This is a genomic window from Nocardioides sp. CPCC 205120 (assembly GCF_048654585.1).
GTDB lineage: Bacteria > Actinomycetota > Actinomycetes > Propionibacteriales > Nocardioidaceae > Nocardioides.
The window spans coordinates 244945-269689 of sequence record NZ_JBMCYY010000001.1 but is presented as its reverse complement, the minus strand read 5'-3'; the positions used below and the strand labels follow the sequence as shown (position 1 = coordinate 269689).

The 24745-nt window shown below is 75.4% G+C and carries 26 protein-coding genes and 1 pseudogene; 19 read left to right on the top strand and 8 right to left on the bottom strand.

Annotated features, from left to right (window positions below; translation table 11 throughout):
• Positions 1 to 11 precede the first annotated feature (11 nt).
• The 4 genes from ACOACO_RS01365 (at position 12) to ACOACO_RS01350 (ending at position 1121) form a co-directional block, all read left to right on the top strand.
• Complete coding sequence (locus ACOACO_RS01365; RefSeq protein WP_420294459.1) at positions 12 to 191, top strand: hypothetical protein; 180 nt, start codon at positions 12 to 14, stop codon at positions 189 to 191.
• 116 nt (positions 192 to 307) lie between these two features.
• The gene (locus ACOACO_RS01360) at positions 308 to 511 is read left to right on the top strand and encodes a hypothetical protein (protein WP_420294458.1); all 204 of its coding nucleotides are present in this window, start codon (positions 308 to 310) and stop codon (positions 509 to 511) included.
• A gap of 31 nt (positions 512 to 542) precedes the next feature.
• Complete coding sequence (locus ACOACO_RS01355) at positions 543 to 740, top strand: hypothetical protein (protein WP_420294457.1); 198 nt, start codon at positions 543 to 545, stop codon at positions 738 to 740.
• A gap of 135 nt (positions 741 to 875) precedes the next feature.
• Positions 876 to 1121 (top strand): hypothetical protein, encoded by a 246-nt coding sequence (locus ACOACO_RS01350; RefSeq protein ID WP_420294456.1) that lies wholly within the window; start codon positions 876 to 878, stop codon positions 1119 to 1121.
• A gap of 82 nt (positions 1122 to 1203) precedes the next feature.
• Here ACOACO_RS01350 and ACOACO_RS01345 read toward each other — a convergent pair whose 3' ends face one another.
• The 3 genes from ACOACO_RS01345 to ACOACO_RS01335 form a co-directional block, all read right to left on the bottom strand.
• A complete protein-coding gene (locus ACOACO_RS01345; RefSeq protein WP_420294455.1) occupies positions 1204 to 1869 on the bottom strand; it encodes a hypothetical protein in 666 nt (221 codons plus the stop codon).
• A gap of 140 nt (positions 1870 to 2009) precedes the next feature.
• Positions 2010 to 2723, bottom strand: coding sequence for a response regulator (locus ACOACO_RS01340; RefSeq protein WP_420294454.1), 714 nt, complete (start codon positions 2721 to 2723; stop codon positions 2010 to 2012).
• Complete coding sequence (locus ACOACO_RS01335) at positions 2720 to 4033, bottom strand: sensor histidine kinase (protein ID WP_420294453.1); 1314 nt, start codon at positions 4031 to 4033, stop codon at positions 2720 to 2722. Before ACOACO_RS01335 ends, ACOACO_RS01340 begins: the two co-directional genes overlap by 4 nt.
• A gap of 184 nt (positions 4034 to 4217) precedes the next feature.
• Here ACOACO_RS01335 and ACOACO_RS01330 point away from each other — a divergent pair, with 184 nt between their 5' ends.
• Entirely contained in the window at positions 4218 to 4406 is a 189-nt protein-coding gene (locus ACOACO_RS01330; RefSeq protein WP_420294452.1) for a hypothetical protein, read from the top strand.
• Positions 4407 to 4419: 13 nt separating this feature from the next.
• Entirely contained in the window at positions 4420 to 6135 is a 1716-nt protein-coding gene (locus ACOACO_RS01325; RefSeq protein WP_420294451.1) for a DUF4135 domain-containing protein, read from the top strand.
• Between the two features lie 19 nt (positions 6136 to 6154).
• Here the strand turns inward: ACOACO_RS01325 and ACOACO_RS01320 are convergent, their stop codons facing one another.
• Positions 6155 to 6769 (bottom strand): nitroreductase family protein, encoded by a 615-nt coding sequence (locus ACOACO_RS01320; protein WP_420294450.1) that lies wholly within the window; start codon positions 6767 to 6769, stop codon positions 6155 to 6157.
• A 186-nt stretch (positions 6770 to 6955) separates the two neighbouring features.
• Here ACOACO_RS01320 and ACOACO_RS01315 point away from each other — a divergent pair, with 186 nt between their 5' ends.
• From ACOACO_RS01315 to ACOACO_RS01300, 4 genes and pseudogenes are all read left to right on the top strand, one after another.
• Positions 6956 to 7078, top strand: coding sequence for a hypothetical protein (locus tag ACOACO_RS01315; protein ID WP_420294449.1), 123 nt, complete (start codon positions 6956 to 6958; stop codon positions 7076 to 7078).
• A gap of 59 nt (positions 7079 to 7137) precedes the next feature.
• The gene (locus ACOACO_RS01310) at positions 7138 to 10167 is read left to right on the top strand and encodes a helix-turn-helix transcriptional regulator (protein WP_420294448.1); all 3030 of its coding nucleotides are present in this window, start codon (positions 7138 to 7140) and stop codon (positions 10165 to 10167) included.
• A gap of 89 nt (positions 10168 to 10256) precedes the next feature.
• A pseudogene (locus ACOACO_RS01305) lies at positions 10257 to 11051 on the top strand (sucrase ferredoxin); the annotation flags it as partial.
• A 109-nt stretch (positions 11052 to 11160) separates the two neighbouring features.
• On the top strand, positions 11161 to 11736 hold the full coding sequence (locus tag ACOACO_RS01300; RefSeq protein WP_420294447.1) for a hypothetical protein: 576 nt from the start codon (positions 11161 to 11163) through the stop codon (positions 11734 to 11736).
• 74 nt (positions 11737 to 11810) lie between these two features.
• On the opposite strand, the gene ACOACO_RS01295 is transcribed toward ACOACO_RS01300, so the two are convergent.
• On the bottom strand, positions 11811 to 12380 hold the full coding sequence (locus ACOACO_RS01295; RefSeq protein ID WP_420294446.1) for a DUF4303 domain-containing protein: 570 nt from the start codon (positions 12378 to 12380) through the stop codon (positions 11811 to 11813).
• Positions 12381 to 12632: 252 nt separating this feature from the next.
• Between ACOACO_RS01295 and dnaK the strand changes: the two genes are divergently transcribed.
• The 8 genes from dnaK to ACOACO_RS01255 all read left to right on the top strand — a co-directional run bounded on the left by dnaK (position 12633) and on the right by ACOACO_RS01255 (position 21098).
• A complete protein-coding gene (gene dnaK, locus ACOACO_RS01290; protein WP_420294445.1) occupies positions 12633 to 14483 on the top strand; it encodes a molecular chaperone DnaK in 1851 nt (616 codons plus the stop codon).
• Complete coding sequence (grpE, locus tag ACOACO_RS01285; RefSeq protein ID WP_420294444.1) at positions 14480 to 15133, top strand: nucleotide exchange factor GrpE; 654 nt, start codon at positions 14480 to 14482, stop codon at positions 15131 to 15133. The genes dnaK and grpE overlap by 4 nt, the downstream gene beginning before the upstream one ends.
• 113 nt (positions 15134 to 15246) lie before the next feature.
• Positions 15247 to 16407, top strand: a complete 1161-nt coding sequence (dnaJ, locus tag ACOACO_RS01280) for a molecular chaperone DnaJ (RefSeq protein ID WP_420294443.1) — start codon at positions 15247 to 15249, stop codon at positions 16405 to 16407.
• 20 nt (positions 16408 to 16427) lie between these two features.
• Positions 16428 to 16856, top strand: a complete 429-nt coding sequence (locus ACOACO_RS01275) for a heat shock protein transcriptional repressor HspR (RefSeq protein ID WP_420294442.1) — start codon at positions 16428 to 16430, stop codon at positions 16854 to 16856.
• A 139-nt stretch (positions 16857 to 16995) separates the two neighbouring features.
• A complete protein-coding gene (locus ACOACO_RS01270) occupies positions 16996 to 18312 on the top strand; it encodes a hypothetical protein (RefSeq protein WP_420294441.1) in 1317 nt (438 codons plus the stop codon).
• Complete coding sequence (locus tag ACOACO_RS01265) at positions 18309 to 19361, top strand: Abi-alpha family protein (protein WP_420294440.1); 1053 nt, start codon at positions 18309 to 18311, stop codon at positions 19359 to 19361. Before ACOACO_RS01270 ends, ACOACO_RS01265 begins: the two co-directional genes overlap by 4 nt.
• A gap of 50 nt (positions 19362 to 19411) precedes the next feature.
• Entirely contained in the window at positions 19412 to 20395 is a 984-nt protein-coding gene (locus ACOACO_RS01260) for an alpha/beta hydrolase fold domain-containing protein (RefSeq protein WP_420294439.1), read from the top strand.
• Positions 20396 to 20423: 28 nt separating this feature from the next.
• Entirely contained in the window at positions 20424 to 21098 is a 675-nt protein-coding gene (locus ACOACO_RS01255; protein ID WP_420294438.1) for a methyltransferase domain-containing protein, read from the top strand.
• A 114-nt stretch (positions 21099 to 21212) separates the two neighbouring features.
• On the opposite strand, the gene ACOACO_RS01250 is transcribed toward ACOACO_RS01255, so the two are convergent.
• Together ACOACO_RS01250 and ACOACO_RS01245 are read right to left on the bottom strand one after the other, a co-directional pair.
• Positions 21213 to 21452: a CDGSH iron-sulfur domain-containing protein gene (locus ACOACO_RS01250; RefSeq protein ID WP_420294437.1), complete on the bottom strand. Its 240-nt coding sequence runs from the start codon at positions 21450 to 21452 to the stop codon at positions 21213 to 21215.
• Complete coding sequence (locus ACOACO_RS01245) at positions 21449 to 22429, bottom strand: iron-containing redox enzyme family protein (RefSeq protein WP_420294436.1); 981 nt, start codon at positions 22427 to 22429, stop codon at positions 21449 to 21451. The genes ACOACO_RS01250 and ACOACO_RS01245 overlap by 4 nt, the downstream gene beginning before the upstream one ends.
• Positions 22430 to 22672: 243 nt before the next feature.
• Between ACOACO_RS01245 and ACOACO_RS01240 the strand changes: the two genes are divergently transcribed.
• Positions 22673 to 23221, top strand: coding sequence for a DUF6328 family protein (locus ACOACO_RS01240; RefSeq protein ID WP_420294435.1), 549 nt, complete (start codon positions 22673 to 22675; stop codon positions 23219 to 23221).
• On the opposite strand, the gene ACOACO_RS01235 is transcribed toward ACOACO_RS01240, so the two are convergent.
• Positions 23218 to 24690 (bottom strand): response regulator, encoded by a 1473-nt coding sequence (locus tag ACOACO_RS01235; RefSeq protein ID WP_420294434.1) that lies wholly within the window; start codon positions 24688 to 24690, stop codon positions 23218 to 23220. The two genes, ACOACO_RS01240 and ACOACO_RS01235, sit on opposite strands and share 4 nt — an antisense overlap.
• Positions 24691 to 24745: the final 55 nt, after the last annotated feature.

Below are 24745 nucleotides of genomic sequence, written 5' to 3'. Positions count from 1 at the left end.
AGGAGAACGTCATGCTGCTGCACCAGGTCAACGCGGACCCCGGACTGCGGGGCACCATCGGCCGCAGGCAGGCCCAGAGCATCACCCCGGTGCTCGCCACGCCCACGGCGCTGGTCGCGGTGCCCGCGACGGTGAAGGTCACGGCCGCCATCGGCGTCGCCGCCGCCTCGTACACCGCCGTCAACAAGTAGCCGCACCCCGGCGACCCGGGCGGACGCCGCCCGTCGCCCCCAGATGTCTCAGCCCGTCCGGCGCTGAGCACCCCCCGCTCCGGGACGGACCCGGAGCACGACGAGAGGACAGAACCATGATGCTCGACCACGTGAACTCGGACCCGCGCCTCGACGGCAAGCTCGCGCTGCCGGCCTCGGAGTCCGCGGTGCCCGTCATGGCGACCCCGGCCGCGGCCGTGGCCACCCCGGCCGTCGCCGCCAAGGTGGCCGGTGCCGTCGTGGGCGGCGGTGCCGTCACCGGTGCCGCGTACGCCGCCTACCGCACCGTCGTCAACTGACACCGAGACCAGGACAGAAGGAACCGAGAAGATGACGAAGAACATGATCGACCGCGTCAACGCCGAGTCGCACCTCATCCTCGACGACCAGCGCGCCGTGCCCGTCCTCGCGACGCCGGCGGCGTTCGTGGCGGGTGTCGTCGCGGGCGGCAAGGCCACGGCCGTGGTCGTGGGGGCCGCGGGCGTGGGTGCCGCCGTCGGTGGTGCCGTCAACGGCGGGGGCGAGTGACCTCCCGCTGAGGTACGACGAGCCGGAGGCCGTGGTCCGCGTGGAGGGTGGATCGCGGCCTCCTGGCCGTTCAGGTGCGACATCGCTCCGACGCCCCGGAACCAGGGGGTCGGAGCCCGACGAGATGAGGGACGCATGCTGCTCGACCACGTGAACTCCGACCCGCGCCTGGTGGGTCCGATCGGCCGTTCCGGGCCGGACACCGCCGTACCCGTGCTGGCCACGCCGGCCGCCTTCGTGGCGGGCGTCGTCGCGGGCGGGAAGGCGACCGCCGTCGTGGTGGGCGCCGCCGGCGTCGGTGCCGCGGTGGGCGCCGCCACGGGAGGGGGCGAGGGCCCCTCCGGCGGCGGTGGCCCCGGCGCGGGCGCCGGAGGCTGGTGACACCGCGCTGAGCCCCGGACGCCGCACGGCCCCCGACCGGTCTGGTCGGGGGCCGTGTCGCGTGCGGTCGAGGTGCCCGGGGCTACCCGTCGACCCGGAGCCAGGACTGCTCCACCAGCGCGCGCAGCCGGGCGCGGCTCGCCTCGGCGTCGTCGGCCCCGGCGCGGTGGGCGCTGCGGAGGGCGATCGCCCGGCGCAGCGCGACCTCGTCGAGGCGCCCCGTCGCCGGGAGGCCGCAGTAGCTGGTCGTGAACGCGACGACGAGTCGGGGGATCCGGTCGGCTCCGGCGCGTCCCCCGAGCCACTGCAGACGCAGCAGGTCGGCGACGACGCCGCCGACGTCCGCCGCGGGGTCGCCGCTGCCGCCGCCGGGGTCGATCTCGACGAGGTCGGGCGCAGGGCGACGGATCCGGTCGAGCCCGAGCGGGCCGTGCAGGCGCGCCTCGCCGCGGGCCATCAGCCCGCCCCAGGTCTCGAGGGACGACCGGTGCGGTGCGGGCAGCCACGCCGGCCGGCGCCACGTCGGCGCCGTGCCGGTGGACGTGCCGGTGGACGTGCCGGTGGGCGGGCCGGCGTGCTGCTCGCGCAGCCACTCACCGACCGCCCAGAGGGCGCCGAGCCATTGTCCGAAGGAGCGCCCGACCTCGTCGGGGGGAGCCTCGACCAGCGTCCGGGCGATCTCGGCCTCCAGGGTCTCCGTCGGCACGGAGCCCGAGGCGAGTCGCACCAGGGGTCGTGGTCGGTCCATGCCGGGAGGCCGCTCCTCTCGCCTGGTCGTCGGAACCTGCGGGGGATCGACGCTAGTCCGCTCGACGGAGCGTCGCATCGGCCGCGCGGGGGAGATCGACCGGCCGCGTGGGGAGCCCGTACGACGGGCTGCTGCGGCCCCTAGTCCCCCTCGCCCGCGGCCATGAACCCGGACTCGAAGGCGAAGACGACGAGCTGCACGCGGTTCGCGAGTCCCAGCTTGGCCAGGCACGACGACACGTGCGTCTTCACGGTCGCGGGGCCGACGAACAGCTCGGCGGCCACCTCGGCGTTCGACAGGCCGCGTGCGACGAGACGCAGCACCTCCGACTCGCGCTCCGTGAGCTGGTCGATCGCCGCCCGGTTCGCCGGGGAGATCGCGACCTGGTCGGCGCTCGCCGACTCCAGTCCGCGGGTGATGACGGGACGGGTGACCTCCGGGGCCAGCAGGCTGTGGCCGGCAGCGGTGCTGATGACCGCGTCCGTGAGGTGGGAGGGGTCGGTGTTCTTGAGCAGGAACCCGACAGCGCCGGCCTGGAGGCAGGCGAGCACCTTCTCCTCGTCCCCGAAGGTCGTGAGCATGAGGACGCGCGAGGAGCTCGACGCGACGATCTCGCGGGTGGCCTCGATGCCGTTCATCCGCGGCATCTCGATGTCCATCAGCACCACGTCCGGCGCGTGGGTGCGCACGGCCTGGAGCGCCGCGACACCGTCGGACGCCTCGGCGACGACCTCGAGCCGCGGGTCGACGCTGAACAGGAGGGAGAAGCCGGCGCGCACCAGCTGCTGGTCGTCGACCAGCAGCACGCGAACCGGTCTCTCGGTGGTCCCTGCGGACCCGGTGGACTCGCTCATGGACGTGTCGTGGTGGCGTCCCAGCGCAGCCGGGCGTTCACCACGAACCCTCCTTCCTCTGTGGGTGCGGCGTGCAGGTCACCGTCGTGGATCTCCACCCGTTCGCGCATGCCGACCAGACCCATGCGGGATCCGGAGGTCGCGGTGTCGCGGGCGGGTCCGGGATCGCGCACCTCGACGGCGATGACGCCGGCGTCGGCGGTGCGCTCGGTCACCGTGAAGGTGACGGTGGCCGCGTCCGCCTGGGAGTGGCGCACGACGTTGGTCAACGCCTCCTGCACCAGGCGGTACGCCGCGAGGGCGGCCGGCCCGGGCACGGCGTCGACCTCGCCCTCGGTCCGGGTGCTCACCTCGAGGCCGAAGGCCTCGTAGGTCTCCAGCAGGTGCTGCAGCTCGTCCAGGTCCGCGGTCGCGCCGAGGTCCGCCTCCGAGGCCTGCTGCACGCGCAGGGCGTTGAGCAGCAGGCGGAGGTCGCGCGTCGCGCTGCGCGAGACCTGCTCGACGACCTGCAGCGCGGTGGTGGCGTCGTCGGGGGAGGTCCGCAGCACGGCGCGTGCGGCCGCGGCCTGGATGCCGATCAGCGAGACGTGGTGGCCGATGACGTCGTGGAGCTCGCGGGCGATGCGCAGGCGCTCCTCGATGACGGAGCGCTGGCGCAGCTGGTCGGCCTGGGTCGCGATGGTCACGGCCTGCTCCCGGGCCCTCGCCTCCCGCTGCGCCGACCACCACGCGGCCAGGCCGCCGAGCGACGCCGCGAGGAAGAAGGTGAGCGAGCTGAGCGCGACCTGCAGCAGCGCCGCGACGGGCGGGCTGAACAGGCCGAGCACCGGCAGCGGCGCCAGCGTGTCGAGGGCGTCGTGCAGCAGCAGCTCGGCGACGACCCAGAACGCGGACGCCGCGGCCGTCAGCAAGGTCATCACCAGGGCGGCGAGGCGGTGGCGCGCCCACGCGATCGCGCTGAAGAGGGCGAAGAAGTAGTAGACCTGCAGCGCGAAGACGGGCGAGACCTCGGGCAGCCCGACCGCCGTCACCACGTAGTGCACCAGCGCGACGCCGAGGACGGTGAGCGGGGCCACCCGCCGCAGCGCCAGCGTCGTGACGGGCACGAGGATCCACAGGTAGGTGCCGAGCGTGCCGAGCTCCGTCGTGTCGAGCGACCCGAGGCTGCGGGCGGTCTCGATGGAGGCGGCCGCGCCGAGGACGAGGACGCACGTCAGCACGAGGTCGACGCGTAGCGCGCGCGGTACGTCGACCGGGCGCGTCCAGCCCCCGTCGATCCCGTACAGGCGCGCGATCCCCCCACCTGACATCGGCTCCCCTCCCGAGCGACTCCGCCTGTCCTTCCCCGCCTGCGGCGAAGTATGCGTCTCCCCCGCACGGGGGAGGACCGGACCGCCTGTCTCCCCTGCGTGACGGATGCGGACCGGGTCGCGGCGCTCGTACTGTCGACGTACGGAGCGGCTCCGACAGGGAGCCGGCGATGAAGGAGATGACATGTCGAACGCTGCTCTTGCCCGTCCCGTCGCCCGCCCCGTCGCCCCGGACGCCGCCGGATCCCTCGCCGAGGAGCTGGCCGAGCAGGCCGCGATCGAGCACCTCGCCACGCTCACGGGCATGCCGAGCCTCTCGACGCTGCACTGCCTGACGTCGAAGCACGACACCACGATGCTGCCGCAGCTCTGACCGGGGCACGCCGGTGAGCGCCCCGGCCTGGCGCGAGGTCTTCCCGGAGCTCGCCGGCCAGGACGACGTCGACGCCCTCCTGGCCTGGGCGGACGGGCTCGACGACGACCTGCCCCCGCACGGCGCCCCCGGCTGGCGGTCGACGACCACCGGCGACGGGGCGGACGAGGTGCACGACGACGGCGTCTTCGGCGCGGTCGTCGCCGCGGTCGTGCGGCCCGCCGTCGCGCCGGCGGTCGCGCGGCTGACCGCGCTGCCCGTCGTCGGTGGTCACCCCCGGGTCGCCGCGCGGCTGGAGGAGGCGGCCCGCCGGCTCGTCGCCGACGAGGTGGTGCGCCCCCTGATGGGGTTGCTGGCCGAGGACCGCGCTGCCGGCGCCCTGGTGGGCGACGATCCACGCGACCGGTACGGACGGTGGGTCGCCGCGCTGCTCTCGCCGGCGGGCTGGGCGCGGATCGAGGCCCGCCACCCCGACCTCCTGCCCCGAGCGTCCGCCCTCGCGGCCCGGCGCGCGGACGCGTTGACCGACGTGCTCGCGGCGACCGCGCGACACTGGGACGAGGTCGCGCCTGCACTGGGCGTCCCGGTCGGGGACCAGGTGGTCGACGTGCTGGTGGGCGGCGACAGCCACGGTGGCGGGCGCAGCGTCCTCGTGCTCACCACCTCCTCCGGCGCCCGGTGCGTCGTCAAGCCGCGCTCCGCCGCGGTGGAGGCGGGGTACGCCGAGTTCTCCGCGTGGCTCGGTCGCGAGGCCCTCGGCCTCGACCTCCCGCGGCCCGCCGTCGTCGAGCGGGCCGGTCTGACCTGGGTGGAGCACGTCGCACCCGGCCCGACCCGGCACCCTGACCACTTCGCGATGCTCGGTGTGCACCTGGCCGCACTGCACCTGCTGCGCGGCACCGACGTCCACTACGAGAACCTCCTGACCGACCGGCACGGCCGCCCCGTCGTCGTCGACGCCGAGGCGCTGTTCACGCCCAGCCTCGGCGCTGCCGCGGCTCAGGACGTCGACGCCACCGGCCTGCTCTCGACACCGTTCGGGGAGGACTTCGACTTCGGTGCGCTCGACTACCGCGCGGGGAGCACCTCGCCGTTCCGCGCCTGGCACGTCGAGGGCGCCGGCACCGACGAGGTCCGCTTCGAGATGCGACCGGTGACCGTCGACACGCCGGAGGCCCTGCGCGGGGACCGCCCGGGGCCCGGCGACGCGGAAGCCGTGGTCGGCGCGCTCGAGACCTGCCTGGCCCGCGTCGCGGCCGCCCCCGAGGAGGTCGTCGCGCGCGTCCTCCGGGTGTTCCCCGCGGGACGCGTGCGGATGATCCTCCGCCCGACCATGGCGTACGCCCTCGTCGCCCGGATGGCGACCCACCCACGGTTCACGGCCGACACCGACCGCCGGCGCGTCCTCGCGCGGCTGGCCGTGCTGCCGCCCGCCGTCGACCCGGTGCTGCTGGCCTCCGAGGTGCGGCAGCTGACGGCGGGGGAGATCCCCGCCTTCGGGGTCGACGTCCATGCCGACCGTGTGCTCGACGCGTACGGCCGGGACACCGGCGTGCGCACGGCCCGGTCGCCCTTCGACGACGTCGCCGCGGCGGTCCTGCGCGTGGACCGCGCCCACGTGGAGCGCCAGGTCGCGATCGCCCGGGCGAGCACGGCGCACTGGCGCGTCGAGCCTGCGCCGGCGACAGGCTCGGCGACCACCACCCGGGGAGGGAGGGCGCGGGCGTGAGGGTCCCTGGCCGGTCGTCTCAGGAGCCCCAGTACCCCCGGTGCACCACGTCGGCCACCGCCCTGCGCTCCCGCCGCGCGGGCGACCCCGAGGACCCCGTGTCCTCGGGGTGCCGGTGGCCGATCGTGATGGCCCCCAGCGGCTGGTACGACGCGGGCACGCCGAACGCCTCGCGGAAGTCACCGACCCGCTCGGGCGTGATGCCGAAGAAGCAGGCGCCCAGGCCCTCGTCGACGACCGTCTGGAGCGCGAGCAGCGTGGCCATGCCCGCGTCGACGTACCAGTAGGGGACCGGCCACCGGGCCTCGTCGCGGTCGGTCCAGCCCTTGTCGGGGGCGGCGTAGCGGTCGAGGTAGGCGTCCTTCGACGTCAGCGGCACGATCACGACCGGGGCGGTGCGCATCCCGGAGAGCCAGCGACCCTCGGGGTCGGCGTGCGCCGGGGAGGTGACCTCCCAGAAGCGGGCGACGTCGACCGGGGTGTCGAGGCGCAGGAACGCCCAGCCCTGGCTGAACCCGGCGCTGGGCGCCCGGGTGGCGTGCTCGAGCACCTTGTCGACGAGCGCGGGGTCGACGGGCCGGTCGGCGTAGCGGCGCACCATCCGCCGGCGGCGGACCACCTCGGAGAACTCCATGCGCGCAGTCTCCCAGGGCCCGTGGGCGTGGCCCGGGTCACCTCTCCTGAGGTGGCCGGGAGAGGACGGGGCGCGACCTAGGGATCGCGCCCGATGTGCGGGGCTACCTCAGACCGGGAGCCTGCTACGCAGGCTCCCGCCGGGAGCCGACCGACCCGCACCGACCCGCCCCCGCAGGAGGCCCCCGTGTTCGCCACCCCCGACTACCTCGTCGCCGAGGCCCGCCACCGCGCCGAGGAGGTCCGCCGCTTCTTCCCCCGCCGCGACACCCGTACCGACGCCGAGCGCCGCCGCCGCCGCTACCGCTGACCCCCTCCCCGCCCGACCGGACGCGGCGCCCGACGCCGTCGTCGGCGATCATGGGACCCGTGGTGGTCTCCCGTGGCTCGGCGCTGGTCGGACGGGGCGCCGAGCTGGACCAGCTCGGCGCCTGGCTGGGCATCGGCGCCGCGCGCTCGGACGCCGCGGACGTCTCGGGTCCCCCGGCGCCCGACGACCTGCCGCCGTCGGTGCTCGTCGCCGGTGACGCGGGCGTCGGCAAGACCCGGCTGCTGCGCGAGCTGCGCGACCGCGCCGTCGCGGACGGCTGGCGCGTCGACGCCGGGCACTGCCTCGACTTCGCCGACTCGGCGCTGCCCTACCTGCCGTTCTCCGAGATCCTCGGCCGGCTCGAGCGCGACCTCCCCGAGGTCGTCGCCGCCGTCGTGGAGACCCACCCCGCGCTGGCCCGCCTGCAGCCCGGCCGCCGGATGCGCACCGGCGAGGCCGACGACGCGACCAGCCTCGCCCGCGGCGACCTGCTGCCCGCGGTGCACGCGCTGCTCGAGGCGGCGGCCGCGCACGCGCCGTACCTGGTCGTGGTCGAGGACGCCCACTGGGCGGACCAGGCGACGCGCGACCTCCTCTCCTTCCTCTTCACCCGGCCCTTCGGGGCGCGGGTGGCGGTCGTCGTGTCCTACCGCTCGGACGACCTGCACCGGCGCCACCCGCTGCGCCGGCAGGTCGCGGAGTGGGCGCGGCTGCCCGACGTGCGCCGCCTGCAGGTCGACCCGCTGCCGCCGCCGGACGTGCGCCGGCTGGTGCGCGGGCTGGCGCGCCAGCGCTCGCGGCCGGCCGAGCGGCTGAGCGAGGCGGAGATCGCGGCCATCGTCGACCGCGCCGACGGCAACGCGTTCTTCGCCGAGGAGCTCGTGGTGGCCGCCGGCGGGGACGGGCTGCCCGAGGACCTCGCCGACCTCCTCCTCGTGCGCCTCGACCGCCTCGACGACGACGCGACGCGCGTCGTGCGGGTGGCGTCGGTCTCGGGGCGCCGGGTGAGCCACGAGCTGCTGGCCGTCGCGTCGGGACTGGCGCCCGAGCGGCTCGACGCCGCCCTGCGCCACGCGGTGGAGATGAACGTCCTCGAGCCGCGCAGCGACGGCTCCTACGTCTTCCGGCACGCCCTGCTGGCGGAGGCGGTGTACGACGACCTCCTCCCCGGCGAGCGGGTGCGGCTCCACGCCGCCTACGCGGAGGCGATCGCCGACGGGCGGGCGTCCGGCACGGCCGCCGAGCTGGCCCGGCACGCGCGGCTGGGGCAGGACCCGACCACCGCGGTGCGCGCCAGCGTCGAGGCCGGCGGCGACGCGATGCGGGTGGGCGCGCCCGAGGAGGCCGCCCAGCACTACCAGCACGCGCTCGAGCTGCTGGGCGCGCCGGGCGTCGTCGTCGCGGTCACCGAGCTCGCCGACCTCGTGACGCGCGCGGTGGCCGCCCTCGTCGCCGCCGGCCACGTCGCCCGCGCCGCGGCGGTGGCGCGCGAGCAGCTGGAGACCCTGCCGCCCGACGTGCCCGACGCGGTGCGGGGCGAGGTGCTCACGGCCTTCGCGACCGCGCTCGGCATGGCCGACACGACCGAGGACGTCCTCGGCTACACGCGCGAGGCCGTGGAGCTCACCGTCGACGCGCCCGTCGCCGTGCGGGCGCGGGCGCTGGGCTTCCACGCCCGGGCGCTGACCGCGTGGGGCGACCCCGACGACGCGCGCCGGGTGGCGCTGGAGGCGCTGGGCCTGGCCGAGCGCCACGACCTCCCGCGCCTGGCCAGCGACTCGCTCGCCACGCTCGTGGGCCTCGAGCGCGACGGGCCGGTCGACGAGGTCCGGGCCTCGATGGAGACCGTCGCGCGCCGGGCGCGGGCCGCGCGCGCCGTGGACGCCGAGCTGCGGGCCCTCTTCTTCCTGGGTCGCCTCCACCAGGACCGGGCCGAGCACCAGCTGGCCGCCGACGCCTTCGCCCGCGGCGTACGGCGGGGGGCCGCGGCCGGCACGCCGTGGGCGCCCTACGCCTTCGACTGCCGCTTCCACCTCGCGTCGGTCGCGTTCGACCAGGGCGACTGGGAGAGCGTGCTCGAGCTGACCGACGTCGCCGGGCAGACGCCGCCCGCCCTCAGCGAGGCGTGGCTGCTCGCGCTCGCCGTGCGCGTCGCGGCCGCCCGGGGCGAGAGCGACGCCCTCGCCCGCGCGCGCTCCCTGCGCGACCGCTGGCGCGAGGAGGGCCTGCTCGCCGTCAACGCGGCGACCGCCGAGCTCACCGTCGCCGAGCACGAGCGCGACCCCGCGGCCGCCCTCGAGGTGTACGACGCGCTCGTCGCCTGCGTGACGGTGACCTGGCGCGAGCACTTCCCGGCCCGGCTGCGGCTCGCCGCGACGGCGCTCGGCGTGCTCGGCTCCGCGGCGCTGGGCCGCGACGGGGTGGGCCTGTCGGAGGAGGAGCGTCGTCGGCTCGCCCCCGAGGCCGAGCGGCTGGTCGAGGACGGGCGCCGCGTGCTGGCCGACGTCCGCGAGTCGGGCACCGGCTTCGGGCCCGAGGGCGAGGCGTGGGCGGCGCGGCTCTCGGCCGAGTGGCTGCGGTGGCGCTGGGCCGCCGACCTCGACCCGCCCGACCCCGGCGAGCTCGTCGCCGCCTGGCGGCGTGCGGAGGAGACCGCCGATGCGGCCCGCAACTCCTCCCTGCTCGCGCAGGTGCGGGCACGGCTCGCCGTGGTGCTGCGCGCGACCGGCGACGCCGCGGCCGCCCGGGAGGTGGCGACGGCCGCCGACCGCACCGCCGAGCGCCTCGGGCTCGGCCCCCTGCGCGCCGACCTGGCCCCCGTGCTGGGGCGCCGCACGCCGGGCGCGGGCGCGACGGGCCGCGGGGGAGCACGCGCCGCCAAGCCGGACCGCACGAGCGAGCCCCTGACCTCCCGCGAGCGGGAGATCCTCGGCCTCGTCGCGCAGGGCCGCAGCAACGGGGAGATCGCCCGCCAGCTGTTCATCAGCGTCAAGACGGTCTCGGTGCACGTCTCCAACATCCTGGCCAAGCTCGGCGCCTCCGGCCGCACGGAGGCGGCCGCGCTGGCCCGCCGGAAGGGGCTGCTGTGACGTTCCGCTGCGCCGCCGCGAGCGCGGCCGACGCCGAGCCCCTCGCCGGCACCGCACCGACCGACGACACCTGACTCCTCGTCGAGCAGCCCGGCCCCTGGGGTCGCAAGGCGCTGCGGGAGAGCGACCTGCCGCCCGACGTGGCGGCCCACCTCGGCGGCCTGCGCGGCGTGCGGGTGCAGCTGGTGCGGCGACCCGGGCGACGCCCGGACGGGCCGCGGTACGTGTTCGCCGCGCGGCGCGAGGGCGCCGGGTACGCCGTCTCCGCGGCCCTGCTGCCCGACCTCGCCGCCCTGCTGGGCACGACCACCGACGACGTCGCCCGGGGCGCGCTGCCGGGAGCGACGCCGTACCCGGACCCGTTGTGGCTCGTGTGCACCAACGGCCGGCGCGACGTGTGCTGCGCCGAGCTCGGCCGCCCGGTGGCCCAGGCGCTCGCGGAGCGCTGGCCCGACGCGACCTGGGAGACCACCCACCTCGGCGGTCACCGCTTCTCCGCGACGCTGCTGGCCCTGCCGTCGGGGGTGGCGCTGGGCCGACTCGACCCGGACGGGGCGCTCGCGGCCTGCGCCGCCCTGGCCGACGGGCACGTCCCGACCGCCGTGGCCCGCGGCGCGTCCGGCCTGCCCGCGGCGGCCCAGGCGGCGGAGCTCCACGTGCGGGCGACCACGGGGCTGACCGGGCTCGACGCGGTGCGGGTCCTCGAGGTCGTGGGGGACGAGGTGGTCCTCGCCGTGGCGCGCGCCGGGGGCGTGGCCGGCGCGGGTGCCGAGGAGGTCGTGCGCTGCCGGGTGGCCTCGCGTCCGGGCCCCGCGCGGCGGCAGAGCTGCGGGGACGAGAAGACGGGCGCCGCGCCCGTCTGGGAGGTCGTCGCCGCGTCGTGAGCGCGGTGGGGTCCGGTCGCCCGTTTGGTCGGCTTGACACCCGCGACGAGAATGGCCGACCAACGGCCCGCGGTGCGCGGGCACGGACGAGACCGAGGGAGTCACCGCGGTGGTGGACGAGAACGACGACCGGCCCGTGCTCGTGGGCGTCATCGCCCTCGTGGGGGTGGGCCTCGTCGTCGGCCTGATCGTGGGTCTCGTGGCCCTCGGCGGCGTGCGCGTGCTCGGCCTCACCGGTGGTGGCGGGGGCGGGGGCGGCGAGGCCGCGGAGCCCACGCTGGTGCTGCCGGAGGTGAGCCTCACCGACTCGCCCACCGGGCCGCTCATCACGCTGACGCCGGAGGAGGGCGAGCCCGCCGCCGAGGACTCCGAGGAGCCCGAGCCGGTCGAGACGACCACCACGACCGCCGCCGCGCCCGCGATCACGCTGCAGACGAGCACCACGAGCGCCGGCGTCATGGACCGCATCGACATCTCGGGCGTCTACACCGGGGGCGACGGCGCGATCCTCACCATCCAGCGGTTCACCGACGGCAGCTGGAACGACATCGCCGCCAACACGTCGGTCTCCGGCGGGCTGTTCTCCACCTACATCGCGCTGGGGAGGCCGGGCGAGAACCGGATCCGCGCGATCGACGACAGCACGGGGCTGGCGTCGAACGAGGTCTCCATCCAGATCGGCTGACGACCCGCACCGTCGGGTGCGTCAGGCGCAGTCAGGCGCCGACGACCGGCGCAGTCAGGCGCCGTCAGGCGCCGTCAGGCGCTGAAGTAGGCCCGCGCGGCCGCGACCAGCGCCGGCTCCGGGTGGTCCCGGTCGAGCGCGTCCAGGCTCGCGACGGTCGGCCCCGCGGCGCCGTCGGTGTCCGTCACGAGGAGCACGGGGGCGCTGCCCGGCGCCACCTCCGCGTGGCGGGCCCGCACCCGGGCGTCGCCCAGTGCGGCGTCCAGCAGCGTCCGGCCGGTGCTGCGCCACCGCGCGTGGTCGGGCGCGGCGTCGGCGGCCCGGGCCAGTGCGTCGCTCACGCGGGCCAGCGGCTCCGCCCCGCCCTCGGGGACGACGCCGAGGTCGCCGTCGCCCCACTCGTCGGGCCACCAGCGCAGGTGGGTGCGCATCCCGGGGTCGTCACGGTCCTCGCCGGGGAGCGCGGCGACCAGCCGGGCCAGGGCCTCCTCGCTGTGCGCGGTGAGCCCGACGGTCGTGACGTCGGAGTCGGTCAGGAGCGCGACCGCGTAGACCTGCTCCCCGGCGTACGGCGCGAGCAGCGGCCCGAGGGTCGCGGCGATGCTCGTCACCAGGCGCTCGAGCAGCGCGTCGAGGTCGTCCACGAGGCGCAGCCTAGTGCGCCGGATCACGGGGGTCCGGTGGGAACACCAGCGACCCGACCTACGTTGACCCGTACGACGAAAGTTGAGTTGAGTCGGCTCAGGAAATTTGTGAGACTCGGCCCGGCGACGCACCATGGGAGTCACGCCCGGAGCGTCGGTCGCGGTCGGACGCAGATGGTCCGCACCCGGCTCGACGCCGGTCCCGCAGACAGCCCGGTACCCAGCCCGGCACCCCCAGCACAGGAGGAACACATGGCTCGCGCAGTCGGAATCGACCTCGGCACCACCAACTCGGTCGTCGCCGTCCTGGAGGGCGGCGAGCCGACCGTCATCGCCAACGCCGAGGGCGCGCGCACCACGCCGTCCGTCGTCGCGTTCGCGAAGTCCGGCGAGGTCCTCGTCGGCGAGGTCGCCAAGCGCCAGGCGGTCACGAACGTCGACCGCACCATCCGCTCGGTGAAGCGGCACATGGGCACGGACTGGAAGACCCAGCTCGACGACAAGTCCTTCACCCCCCAGCAGATCAGCGCGTTCGTGCTGCAGAAGCTGAAGCGCGACGCCGAGGCCTACCTCGGCGAGCCCGTGACCGACGCCGTCATCACGGTGCCGGCGTACTTTTCCGACGCGCAGCGCCAGGCGACCAAGGAGGCGGGCGAGATCGCCGGCCTCAACGTCTCGCGCATCGTCAACGAGCCCACCGCGGCGGCGCTCGCCTACGGCCTCGACAAGGGCGACGACCAGACGATCCTCGTCTTCGACCTCGGTGGCGGCACGTTCGACGTCTCGCTGCTGGAGATCGGCGAGGGCGTCGTGGAGGTCAAGGCCACCAGCGGTGACAACGAGCTCGGTGGTGACGACTGGGACAAGCGCGTCGTCGAGTGGATGGTCACCAAGTTCAAGAACGCCAACGGCGTGGACCTCGCGGCCGACAAGATCGCCGCGCAGCGCCTGCAGGAGGCGGCGGAGAAGGCGAAGATCGAGCTCTCCTCCTCCAGCGAGACCACGATCCACCTGCCCTACATCACCCACGGCGAGTCGGGCCCGCTGCACTTCGAGGAGAAGCTGACGCGCGGCGAGTTCCAGCGCATCACCTCCGACCTGCTCGAGCGCACCAGGGCTCCCTTCCAGCAGGTGCTGAAGGACGGCGGCGTCGCGGTCTCCGCGATCGACCACGTCGTGCTCGTCGGTGGCTCCACCCGCATGCCGGCCGTCTCCGACCTGGTGAAGGAGCTGCTCGGCGGCAAGGAGCCCAACAAGGGCGTCAACCCCGACGAGGTCGTCGCGCTCGGCGCCGCGCTCCAGGCCGGCGTGCTCAAGGGCGAGGTCAAGGACGTGCTGCTCCTCGACGTCACGCCGCTGAGCCTCGGCATCGAGACGAAGGGCGGCATCATGACCACCCTCATCGAGCGCAACACGACGATCCCGACGAAGCGCAGCGAGATCTTCACGACCGCCGACGACAACCAGCCGTCGGTCGAGATCAAGGTCGCGCAGGGCGAGCGCCAGATGTGGTCGCAGAACCAGCCGCTCGGCAACTTCGAGCTGACGGGCCTGCCGCCGGCGCCGCGCGGCGTGCCGAAGATCGAGGTCACCTTCGACATCGACGCCAACGGCATCGTGCACGTCTCGGCGAAGGACCAGGCCTCGGGCCGCGAGCAGTCGATGACCATCTCCGGCGGCTCGGCGCTCGGCAAGGACGAGATCGACCGCATGGTCAAGGAGGCGGAGCAGTACGCCGAGGAGGACGCCAAGCGTCGTGCCGCGGTCGAGGCCCGCAACACCGCCGACCAGCTCGTCTACACGACCGAGAAGTTCCTGACGGACAACGCGGACAAGCTGCCCGAGGACGTCAAGACCGAGGTGCAGGGCGACGTCGACGCGCTCAAGGAGGTGCTGGGCCGCGAGGACGCCAGCGCCGAGGAGATCGAGGCCGGCGTCACCAAGCTCAACGGCTCCAGCCAGAAGATGGGCGCCGCGCTCTACGCCCAGGCCGAGGCCGACCAGGCCGCCGCCGGCGGCACCACCGGCTCGACCGGTGAGGCCGACGAGGACGTCGTCGACGCCGAGATCGTCGACGAGGGCTCCGAGGGTGAGCAGAAGTGACGGCTGAGCAGCCGCACGGGGAGCGCCCGCCCGCCGACGAGCCCACGGGCGACGTCGACGAGCCGGTGGTCGCCGAGCCGACCGAGTCGAACCTCGCCGGTGGCGAGGCCGGCTCGGCCGGCGAGGCCCCCGAGGCGGCTGGGACCGCCGAGGGCGCCCCGGCCGCGGGCGGCTCGGACGGCGCCGGTGACGCCGGCGCCGACCAGGCCTCCGCCGACGAGCTGGCGGTGACGCGGATGGAGCTGGCGGAGCGCACGGCGGACCTCCAGCGCCTCCAGGCGGAGTTCGTCAACTACAAGCGCCGCGTCGAGCGCGACCGCGAGCTGCTCGCGCAGAACGCGTCGTACAAGGTGCTCGCCCCGGTCGTCGAGGTGCTCGACACCATCGACCGGGCCCGGGAGCACGCGCCGCTGGAGGGCGGCCTGATGGCCGTCGCCGACCAGCTGGAGCGCGTGGTCGGGGCGCAGGGCCTCACGAAGTTCGGTGAGCCCGGCGACCCGTTCGACCCGAACCTGCACGAGGCGCTGTCGATCCTGGGCACCGACCCGGAGGTCAGCGTGCAGACGGTGAAGGTCGTGGCGAAGGCCGGCTACCGGCTCGGTGACCGCGTGGTCCGCGCGGCGCAGGTGCTGGTCGTCGACCCCGAGTGACCCGAGCGGCAGCCGCCGGGCCGGTGCGACGTCGTACCGGCCCGGCGGGTCGCGGAGGTCGTGCGGCGTGTGGATCGTGTGGACGTGGACGTGAGTGACGAGGAGGTGCGCGGATGAGCAACGCCGACTGGGCGACGAAGGACTTCTACAAGGTGCTGGGTGTCGGGAAGGACGCCTCGGCCGACGACATCAAGAAGGCCTACCGGAAGCTGGCCCGCGCCAACCACCCCGACTCCAACCCGGGTGACACGGCGAAGCACGACCGCTTCAAGGAGGTCGCCGAGGCCTACGACGTGATCGGCGACCCGGCGAAGCGGAAGCAGTACGACGAGGTGCGCTCCATGCCGAGCGGCTTCGGCGGCGGTTTCGGAGGAGGGGGCGCCGGCGGGTTCGGCGGCTTCGACCTCTCCGACCTGCTGCGCGACCGCGCCGGCGGCGGCGCGGGGGCCGGCGGCATCGGCGACATGTTCGGCGACATCTTCGGTGGGGGCCGGCGCCAGCAGACGCGCAGCCGCGCCACGAAGGGCGCCGACGTCGAGAGCAACGCGACCATCAGCTTCACCGACGCCCTCGAGGGCGTCACGATCTCGCTGCGCCTGAGCAGCGAGGCCGCGTGCCCGACCTGCAACGGCACCGGCGGCAAGCCCGGCACGAAGCCCCACGTGTGCGTGGAGTGCGAGGGCGCGGGCTACGTGGTCGGCTCGGTCGGCGGTGCGTTCTCGATGAACGAGACCTGCCCCGTCTGCCACGGCCGCCAGCTCGTGTACGACGAGTCGTGCCCCACCTGCCACGGCACCGGGCGCGGCACCTCGGCCCGCACGATCCAGGCCCGCATCCCCGCGGGCGTGAAGGACGGCCAGCGGATCCGGCTGCGCGGCAAGGGCGCCCCGGGCGAGAACGGCGGACCGGCGGGCGACCTGTTCGTCACCGTGAAGGTCTCCCCGCACCGCCTCTTCGGGCGCCGCGACGACAACCTCACCCTCGACGTGCCGGTCGGCTTCGACGAGCTCGCGCTCGGCGCGGAGATCAAGGTGCCGACGCTGGGCGGCGGTCCCGTCACGCTGCGCATCCCGCCGGGCACGCCCAGCGGGCGCACCTTCCGGGTGCGCGGCAAGGGCGCGCGCCGCGCCGACGGCACCAACGGCGACCTGCTCGCCACCGTGCAGGTGCAGGTGCCCGCCACCCTCGACGCCGGGGCGCGCGAGGCCGTGGAGAACTACCGCGCGGCGATGGCCGGGCGCCCGCTGCGGGCCGGGCTGTTCGAGGACGCGTGATGGTGGCCCGCGGTGGCCCCGTGGGGCCTGACCCCGACGCCGCGGTCTTCGTCATCTCCGTCGCGGCGGAGCTCACCGGCCTGCACCCGCAGACGCTCCGCGCGTACGAGCGGATGGGGCTCATCACCCCCGGCCGCACGGGCGGCGGGGGCCGGCGCTACTCGGCCCGCGACATCGACCGCCTGCGCGACATCGCCGACCTGACGGCCGCCGGCACCGGCATCGAGGGGGTGCGGCGGATCCTCGACCTGGAGAACCACCTCGTGGCGCTGCGCCAGCGCAACGAGGAGCTCGTGGCCGAGCTCGAGGCGACCCGGGAGGCCTTGCGGCAGGCGGTCGCGGTGCGCCGTACGACGCCCGCCCCCGCCCGGGCCGCGAACCTGCCCGTGCTGCGCCAGGCGGACCCCGGCCAGTCCCTCGTCGTGTGGCGGCGCAACCGGGGCATCTGAGGGCCCGGGGTGATCCAGGTCGCCCGATCGTGGTCCGCTGAGGCTACTTGCGGTTAACCTTCCGCAACGGCACGAGCGGAGCACGACCCGGGGGCGGCGCCCCGCACCGGGCAGGACGTCCGAGGGGTGATGACGGCACGTGGACGCTGCAGGTGAGTGGCTGCGTGACTACCTCGCCCACATGGACTGGGTGCACTTCTGGTCCATCCCGGTCTTCACCGCGGTCGTGGGCTGGCTCATCAACTGGTCGGGCCTGTGGATGCTGTTCTCCCCGATCCACTTCCACGGCTTCCGCGTCCCCGGGCTGAAGGAGCTGGCGTCGGCCTCGCCGCGCAAGGTGCAGGAGATCCCCGGGTTCCTGCGGGGCGGGCTGGGCTGGCAGGGCATCGTGCCCGCCCGCGCCGCGAAGATGGGCAGCATCGCGGTGGACAAGGCGATAGCGAAGCTCGGCACGCCCGCGGAGTTCTACCAGGAGCTCGAGCCGGACCGGATCGCCGAGCACATCGTCGAGATGTTCTCCCCCGAGATCCCCGAGCTCGTCGAGCAGGTGATGCTGCGCGAGCACCCGCGGCTGTGGCACGACCTCCCGCGGCCGGTGCGCGTCGCCGTCGTCGAGCGGGTGCAGCACCAGCTGCCGCAGGTCGTGCGGCGGGTGACGACCGAGATCGGCATCCACATCGATCAGCTGCTCGACCCCAAGATCATGGTCATCGACCACTTCGAGAAGAACCCCGACCTCGTCGTGCGGATCTTCCGCGACTTCGGCGCCAAGGAGCTGCGGCTCATGGTGGTCTTCGGGTTCGTCTTCGGGTTCCTGCTGGGCATCCCGGTGGCCGTCGTCGACCACGCCTTCGGGCAGTGGTGGGCGCTGCCGCTCATGGGCGTCGTCGTCGGGTGGATGACCAACCTGCTCGGCATGTGGCTGATCTTCGACCCGGCCGAGCGCACGAAGGTCGGCCCGTTCACGTTCCAGGGCCTGTTCCCGCGCCGCCAGGCCGAGGCCGCCGAGATCTACGCCCGGCACATCGCGACCGACGTCATCACGCTCGAGCGCATCGGCGACTTCCTGCTCGACGGACCGCGGGGCGACCGCACCCGCCAGATGCTCGCCACGGCCCTCGAGCCCGCCATCGACGGCGCGATCGGGCCGGCGCGCGGCGCGGTGCGGGTGGCGGTCGGCACGAGCCGCTTCGACACCATCAAGGAGTCGGTGGCCCAGGAGGCGGTGGGCCGCACGATGCGCCCGTTCCAGGACCCCGTCTTCAGCGCGCGGCAGTCCGACAAGATCCAGAGCCTCATCGCCCAGCGCTGCAAGGAGCTCCCGCCGCGCGACTTCGTGGAGATGATGCGCGCCGCGATCAAGGAGGACGAGTGGATGCTCTACGCCCACGGCGCCATCATGGGCGCAGCGGGTGGGTTCCTCCACCTCTGGATGTTCGGGGTGGGAGGCCGGTGAGCAGGGGTACGTCGGGTGGTTGGGGCACGCCGCGCCAGCAGCAGGTCGTGCGCGAGGACGGGACGCCGGCGCTCCCGGCGCCGCCGCGCTCGCGCCGGCCGCGGTTGCCGGCACGGGTGCCGTCGTTCCTGCCCGCGGTCGTCGCCGACCGGGTGCCGGCGTCGCTCGCCCCCGCGGTCGACGCGCTGCCCGGGCTGGCCCGCATCGCGGCCACGACGGCGTACCACACCGCGGAGTGGGGGGTCACGGCGTACGCGCGGACCGGCCGCAAGATCGTGCGCGCCATGGTCGACCCCGACGCCGCGGCCGAGCTGACCCGCGACCTGAACGACGCGGCGACGATGGTCTCCGGCATCGCGCGGGCCGTCTCGGCGGGCACGCCGCTGCCCCAGGCCGTGGCCCAGGCCCACGCCCGGCTGCCGGCGGAGGCGCCGCGCGGCGCACCCGTCCCCGAGACGCACCACGGCTCGCGCCGCCTCAGCGAGGAGCAGCGGCTGCGCGCGAAGGGGGCGAAGCTGCTCGAGCAGTCGCGCGACGTGTGGCACACCGAGGGCAGCCACCCGGCGTACGAGCGGATCCTCGCCGACATCGCCCCCGACGAGGCCCGCATCCTCGTGCTGCTGCTCAAGGACGGCCCGCAGCCGTCGGTCGACGTGCGCACGGGCGGGCCGGTCGGGATGGTCAACTCCCAGCTCGTGGCCCGGGGCCTCAACATGATCGGGGCGCGGGCGGGGCTGCGGTACGTCGAGCTCGTGCCGCAGTACCTCAACAACCTCTCGCGCCTCGGCCTGGTGTGGCAGTCGTCGGAGTCGCTCGACGACCTGCTGCGCTACCAGGTGGTGGAGGCCCAGCCCGACGTGCTGAGCGCGACGCACTCGGTGAAGTTCGCGCGCATCCTGCGGCGCAGCATCCACCTCACGCCGTTCGGGGTGGACTTCGCGCGGATGTGCTTCGCGACGGAGGCGGAGGTCGCGTCCGCGGCGTTCCCGGTGCACCAGGCCCCGCCCACGGCGCCGTCGTCGGAGAAGCTGGCGCCCCGGCCGGAGTGACGGTGGGGCGGGCCGCCCGGGGGCTGGAACCGGGTGGCAGCCTGGGAGGCGTGAGTGCCTCCCGACCCGACCTGCCGCCGCCGGGCGTCACCCACGACGTCGACGACCGCCCGCCCACGCCCTGGACCCGGCTCTACGTGGCCGGGATGTGGCTGGCCCGGGACAAGGACGCGTTCACGGGCGCGGAGCACACGCGGGAGAACGCCCTGGAGCTGCAGAGGAAGAGCGACGCCCCGCCCACGCGGCTGACGCGGCGACGTCTCGACGTGCGAGAGGAGCAGCGGCACGGGATGCGCACCTGGGTGGTGCGGCCCCGCGCCGCGACGCCGGTCGCCCGGGTGGTCTACCTGCACGGCGGCGGCTACGTGCACCCGTTGACGGCCGACTACTGGCGCCTCGTGCGCGCCCTGGCCGAGGCGCCCGCGGAGGTCGTCGTGCCGGCGTACCCGCTCGCGCCCGGCGCGGACGCCGACGAGGTGCTGCCGCGCCTGATCGGGCTGGTGCGCGACGCGTGCGCCGACGGCACCCCGACGGTGCTGATGGGGGACTCGGCCGGTGGAGCGCTGACGCTGGTGATCGGGCAGCGCCTGCGCGGGCAGCCCCGCCGGCCGGCGCGCCTGGTGATGCTGTGCCCGTGGCTCGACGCCACCCTCGACGAGGACGAGGTCGGCGACCTCGAGGCCACCGACCCGATGCTGGAGGAGAGCGGCCTGCGCGCGGCCGGCCGGTGGTGGGCCGGGCCCCGCGACCCGTCGGACCCGCTGGTCAGCCCGGTCACCGGGCCGCTCGACGGGCTGCCGCCGCTCGAGCTCTACATCGGCGACCACGACATCCTGCGGCCCGCGGTGGACGGGCTGGTACGACGCGCGCTCGCCGCCGGCGCCACGCTGCGGGTGCGGGAGGTGCGGGCCATGTTCCACGTGTGGATGACCCGCGCGATCCCGGAGGCGGCGCGCACCCGGCGGCAGCTGCGCGAGCTGGTGCGTGCGGCGGCGACCGACGGGGTACCGGGCGGGGGTCCGCGGGGTGCCTGACCTCCCCCGGCGCGGGTACCGGGCGCCCATGACCAGCGACGCCGTGTCCGTCGAGCCTGCCCAGGGGCCGCCGCCCGCCGAGGGCGTGGAGCAGCTCACCACCGTCTTCTCGACCGAGCTCATCCGGTGGGACCGGCGCGTCCTGGAGCCCCGACCGTGGACGGTCGCCCAGTCGGAGTGGGTGGCGGAGCTCGCGGCCACCGCCTCTCCCGGCCCGATCCTCGAGCTGTGCTGCGGCGCCGGCCACATGGGGATCGTGGCGGCCAAGACCTCCGGCCGCGAGCTCGTGCAGATGGACCTCGACCCGGTCGCCTGCGACTACGCCCGCCTCAACGCCGCCCACGCCGGCGTCGCCTCCGAGGTCGTGCAGGGTGACTTCCGGGCCGTGGAGCCCCTCGCGCCGACGTACCCCCTCGTGCTCGCCGACCCGCCGTGGGTGCCCCGCGAGGAGGTCGGACAGTTCCCCGAGGACCCGCTGCTCGCCATCGACGGCGGCCCCGACGGCACCGACCTCGCCGTGGCCTGCGTCGCCCACGCCGCCCGCGTGCTGCTCCCCGGCGGCCACCTCGTGCTGCAGGTGGGCCCGGTCGACCAGCTCGCCGCGCTCGAGGCCCACCCCGACGTCACCTCCGGCGCGCTGAGCGTCGTCGGCGCGCGGGAGTTCGACCGCGGGATGCTCGTGCACTTCACCGCCGCGGAGTAGCCGGGGGCGGGGCGCCGCTCCGGTCGAGGCGGCCGCCGTCCGGTGGTTGAGGTGGGTGCGCCAGCACCCCTCGAAACCCCGCCCGGGGTCAGCACGGGCCGAGGGCCCGTCGGCTCAGGATCCCTTGGCGGCGCGGTCGCGCTTCAGCAGCGCGTGGGTGCCGTCGCACCAGGGCGAGCGGGCCGTGCCGCCGCAGACGCAGACGGCGACGACGGGGCGGGTGACGGGGTGGGCGCGGCCGTCGGCGTCCATGACCTCGTCGGCGCCGCGCAGCAGCAGGGGGCCGTCGGGGCAGACGCGCACGCGCACCGGGTCGCGGCCGGTCTCGCGGCCGGTTCCGGACGTCGCGCTCATCGGCCCGCCCCGGCGAGCTCGGGCGTGGAGGCGGTGATCGCGTCGTACAGCGACTGGCTGGCCTCCGCGTCGATGATGAGGCAGGTGGCGGCGCCGAGCAGCAGGTCGTCCTCGATCTCCGGCTCGGCGACGACGGCCGCGCCGCAGATGTCGCCCATGACGACCTGCTCGTGGACGGCGTCGGCCTCGACGTGCTCGTGGAAGTACGCCGCGGCGGCGTCGGGCAGGCCGACGCGCTCGATGCCGGCGGCGATGCGGCGGCACGGGTCGGTGCTCGTCGCCTCGAACGCGGCCAGGTGGCCCAGGGAGGCCCCCCGCAGCCGGCGCTGCATCGCGAACAGCGACATCACGTTGTTGGAGAGCAGGGTGGGCGCCTCGACCTGGTCGATGTAGGCGCCGTACGTCGCGTCCAGCCCGCAGGCCTCGAGCGCCTCGGCGTACAGGTGGGAGTGCAGGCGCTCGGGGCGCCCCCCGCCGTACTCGTCGTAGAGCAGCTCGCCCAGCGCCACCTTCGCCGGCCCGTCCACGCGGCCCAGCACGAAGGCCTGGGGGTCGGACTCCTTGAGGTGGTAGATGCTGCGCTCGACGAGGTAGGCGAGCACCTGCTCGCGGGTCGCGCGGCGCTGCAGGTGGCGCGCCAGCGGCGTCGACGGCCCGGCCTCGACCAGGGCGCGCAGGCGGCCCTCGACCGTGCCGGCGGCCGCGCGGGCCTCGTCCACGGCGGAGCGCGTCACGTCCCGCAGCTCGGCCTCGAGGAGGTCCTCGGCGTGGTGGCGCCAGCGCAGCAGCTCGAGGTCGCGCTCGGCGTCGGGAGCGGCGTCGTCGAACCCGCGGTACGCGAGCTCGTACGCCGTCCACAGCGCGATCTGCGCGTCCTCGCTCCGCACGTCGGTCACCGCGGGGATCTCCGCACGACCGCCGCGCACGACCTCGACCACTGCCTCGCTGATGGGGCCTCGGGGCCGGGGCAGGTGCATGCAGTCCTCCTCTGTCAGTGACGGCGCTCCAGTACCCGTGGGCACAGTCCGCAGTCGCCGCCGTGCGGCCTCGCCAGCGTAGGCAGCCGCTGGTCGCGCGCACCCCGACGCAGGACGACCGGCAGACGAACCGCGGACGACCGCGGGCGACCTCGGGCGACCTCGTACGACGCGTGCGCCGCCCGCGCGACGTACGCTCGAGGGTCAGCGACGGGCCAGGGACGGGGGGCCAGGAGGCGCACGATGGCGGAGCACGACCCCCACGACCCCCGCGGCGGGCACGCCGCTCCCGACCCGCGCGAGCAGGCCGACCACCTCGGGGTCGGCCTCACCGAGGCGCGGCTCGACCGCAACTGGTCGGAGCTGATGCAGGAGCTGCGGGTCGTGCAGACCGGGGTGCAGCTGCTGACCGGGTTCCTCGTGACGATCCCCTTCACCGAGCGCTTCGGCGACCTCACCGAGGGCCAGCGCGCGCTCTACCTGACGTTGCTGGTCGGGTCGGTGCTCACGACGGGGCTCATCGTCGCGCCGGTGGCCTACCACCGGGTGCTGTTCCGCCGGCGGCGTCGCGCGTGGCTCGTGGAGTCCGCGAACCTGCTGGCCCGCGCCGGCCTGCTGCTCCTGGCCCTCGTCTGCTCGGGGGTGGTGCTCTTCGTGGGCGACGTGGTGCTCGGGCTGCGCCCGGCGCTGGCGCTCTCCGGCTCGGTGCTCGTCACCCTGCTGCTGCTGTGGGGGGTCGTCCCGATCCTGCTCGGGCGGGGGGACGGCCCCCGCGCCTCGCCCCGGGCCTAGGCGGTCGGCAGCTGCACCGTGAAGATCGACCCGCCCTCGGGGTGGCGCCGGTAGGCCACGGACCCGCCCTGGGCCTCCGCGAGCGTGCGCACGATCCACAGGCCCAGCCCCGTGCCGCGCGCCACGGCCCCGGTGCCGCGGGTGAACTCGCGGAACAGGTGGGGCTCGAGGTCGGCCGGGACGCCCGGGCCGCGGTCGGCGACCTCGATGCGCACGGTGCCCGGGCGGCCGTCGCGGACAACGACGGTGCAGGGGGGTGCGCCGTGCTTGCCGGCGTTGCTCAGCAGGTTGCCGAGCATCTGCTCCACGCGCAGCGGGTCCACCATCGCCACCCGCTGCGAGGAGACGTCGAGCGTGACGTCGTCGGCGTGCGCCAGCAGCTCCTCCACGAGCGCCCCGACGAGCGTGGGCCGCAGGTCGACGTGGAGGGTGCCGAGGTGGACCTGCGTCGCCGTGTAGAGGTCGGAGGTCACGCGGTCGAGCTGCTGCACCTGGCGCACGACGGTGCCCAGGAGACGGGTCCGCTCCGCGTCGGGCAGCGCGTCCTCGCCCCACCCCAGCACGTCGACGGCCCCGTCGATCGCGGAGATCGGCCCGCGCAGCTCGTGGGCGGCGGTCGCGATGGCGCGCCGCAGCATGCCGAGCTCCTCGCCGGTGGCGTCGAGGTAGACGAGCACGCCCGTCCCGGTGCGCCGGACCGTCGCGTGCACCGACCCGGCGCCGACCGCGACCTGCAGCTCCACGTGGTCGTGGTGGCGGTGGTCGGCGACGGCCTGCGCCAGCTGGGGTGCCGTGAGGCCCAGCAGCCCGCCCGGGGAGAGGGGTACGTCGACCACGCCGCGGGCCGCGGCGTTGCTGGCGATCACCCGGGGTGCGGGTTCGTCGGTGACGACGAGGACCCCGTACGGCGCGTGCTCGAACGCCAGCGTCGCCAGGTCGGCGCTCGTGACGGGTGCGGGGCGCACCGTCGGCGCGGCGGCCGGGCGCAGCGGGGTCGAGGTCGCCGGGCCCGTGGCCGCGGAGGTGACGGCCAGGGGCCGGGCCGGTCGCCCGGGGTCACCGGCGAGCGCGCGGACGTAGGTCAGGATCGAGTGGAGCGAGGTGCCCTTCTCGACGTACCCGTCGGCTCCCGCCGCGACCGCCCGGTTGGCCATCTGGGCGGCCCCGAAGGCGGACATCGCCACGATCCGGGCGGCGGGACTGGCGCGGCGCAGCTGGGGCAGCGCCTCGATGCCGTCCATGCGGGGCATCGCGATGTCGAGCAGCACGACGTCGGGCTGGGTGCGCCCGACCACGTCGAGGGCGGCGAGGCCGTCGGCGGCCTCCCCCACGATCTCGAAGCCGCCGCGGGTCAGCATGAGGCGCAGCAGGTTGCGCAGGTCCGGGGTGTCGTCGACGACGACGACCCGCGCCGGGCGCACGGACGGCGCCGCGTCGACGGGCGGGACCGGCGGTTCGAGGGTGCGCATGCGGTGGTCCTTCGACGAGGGCGGGCGGGCCGCCCGGCGAGTGGCCCGCCCGATT

Bases quoted from the DNA above. Each gene is read 5' to 3' on its own strand.
- ACOACO_RS01240 (WP_420294435.1), top strand. From the start codon at position 22,673: ATGGCGGAGCACGACCCCCACGACCCCCGCGGCGGGCACGCCGCTCCC.
- ACOACO_RS01345 (WP_420294455.1), bottom strand. From the start codon at position 1,869: ATGGACCGACCACGACCCCTGGTGCGACTCGCCTCGGGCTCCGTGCCG.
- ACOACO_RS01245 (WP_420294436.1), bottom strand. From the start codon at position 22,429: ATGCACCTGCCCCGGCCCCGAGGCCCCATCAGCGAGGCAGTGGTCGAG.
- ACOACO_RS01350 (WP_420294456.1), top strand. From the start codon at position 876: ATGCTGCTCGACCACGTGAACTCCGACCCGCGCCTGGTGGGTCCGATC.
- ACOACO_RS01365 (WP_420294459.1), top strand. From the start codon at position 12: ATGCTGCTGCACCAGGTCAACGCGGACCCCGGACTGCGGGGCACCATC.
- ACOACO_RS01330 (WP_420294452.1), top strand. From the start codon at position 4,218: ATGTCGAACGCTGCTCTTGCCCGTCCCGTCGCCCGCCCCGTCGCCCCG.
- dnaJ (WP_420294443.1), top strand. From the start codon at position 15,247: ATGAGCAACGCCGACTGGGCGACGAAGGACTTCTACAAGGTGCTGGGT.
- ACOACO_RS01250 (WP_420294437.1), bottom strand. From the start codon at position 21,452: ATGAGCGCGACGTCCGGAACCGGCCGCGAGACCGGCCGCGACCCGGTG.
- ACOACO_RS01235 (WP_420294434.1), bottom strand. From the start codon at position 24,690: ATGCGCACCCTCGAACCGCCGGTCCCGCCCGTCGACGCGGCGCCGTCC.
- ACOACO_RS01355 (WP_420294457.1), top strand. From the start codon at position 543: ATGACGAAGAACATGATCGACCGCGTCAACGCCGAGTCGCACCTCATC.
- ACOACO_RS01340 (WP_420294454.1), bottom strand. From the start codon at position 2,723: ATGAGCGAGTCCACCGGGTCCGCAGGGACCACCGAGAGACCGGTTCGC.
- ACOACO_RS01320 (WP_420294450.1), bottom strand. From the start codon at position 6,769: ATGGAGTTCTCCGAGGTGGTCCGCCGCCGGCGGATGGTGCGCCGCTAC.
- ACOACO_RS01255 (WP_420294438.1), top strand. From the start codon at position 20,424: ATGACCAGCGACGCCGTGTCCGTCGAGCCTGCCCAGGGGCCGCCGCCC.
- dnaK (WP_420294445.1), top strand. From the start codon at position 12,633: ATGGCTCGCGCAGTCGGAATCGACCTCGGCACCACCAACTCGGTCGTC.
- ACOACO_RS01335 (WP_420294453.1), bottom strand. From the start codon at position 4,033: ATGTCAGGTGGGGGGATCGCGCGCCTGTACGGGATCGACGGGGGCTGG.
- ACOACO_RS01360 (WP_420294458.1), top strand. From the start codon at position 308: ATGATGCTCGACCACGTGAACTCGGACCCGCGCCTCGACGGCAAGCTC.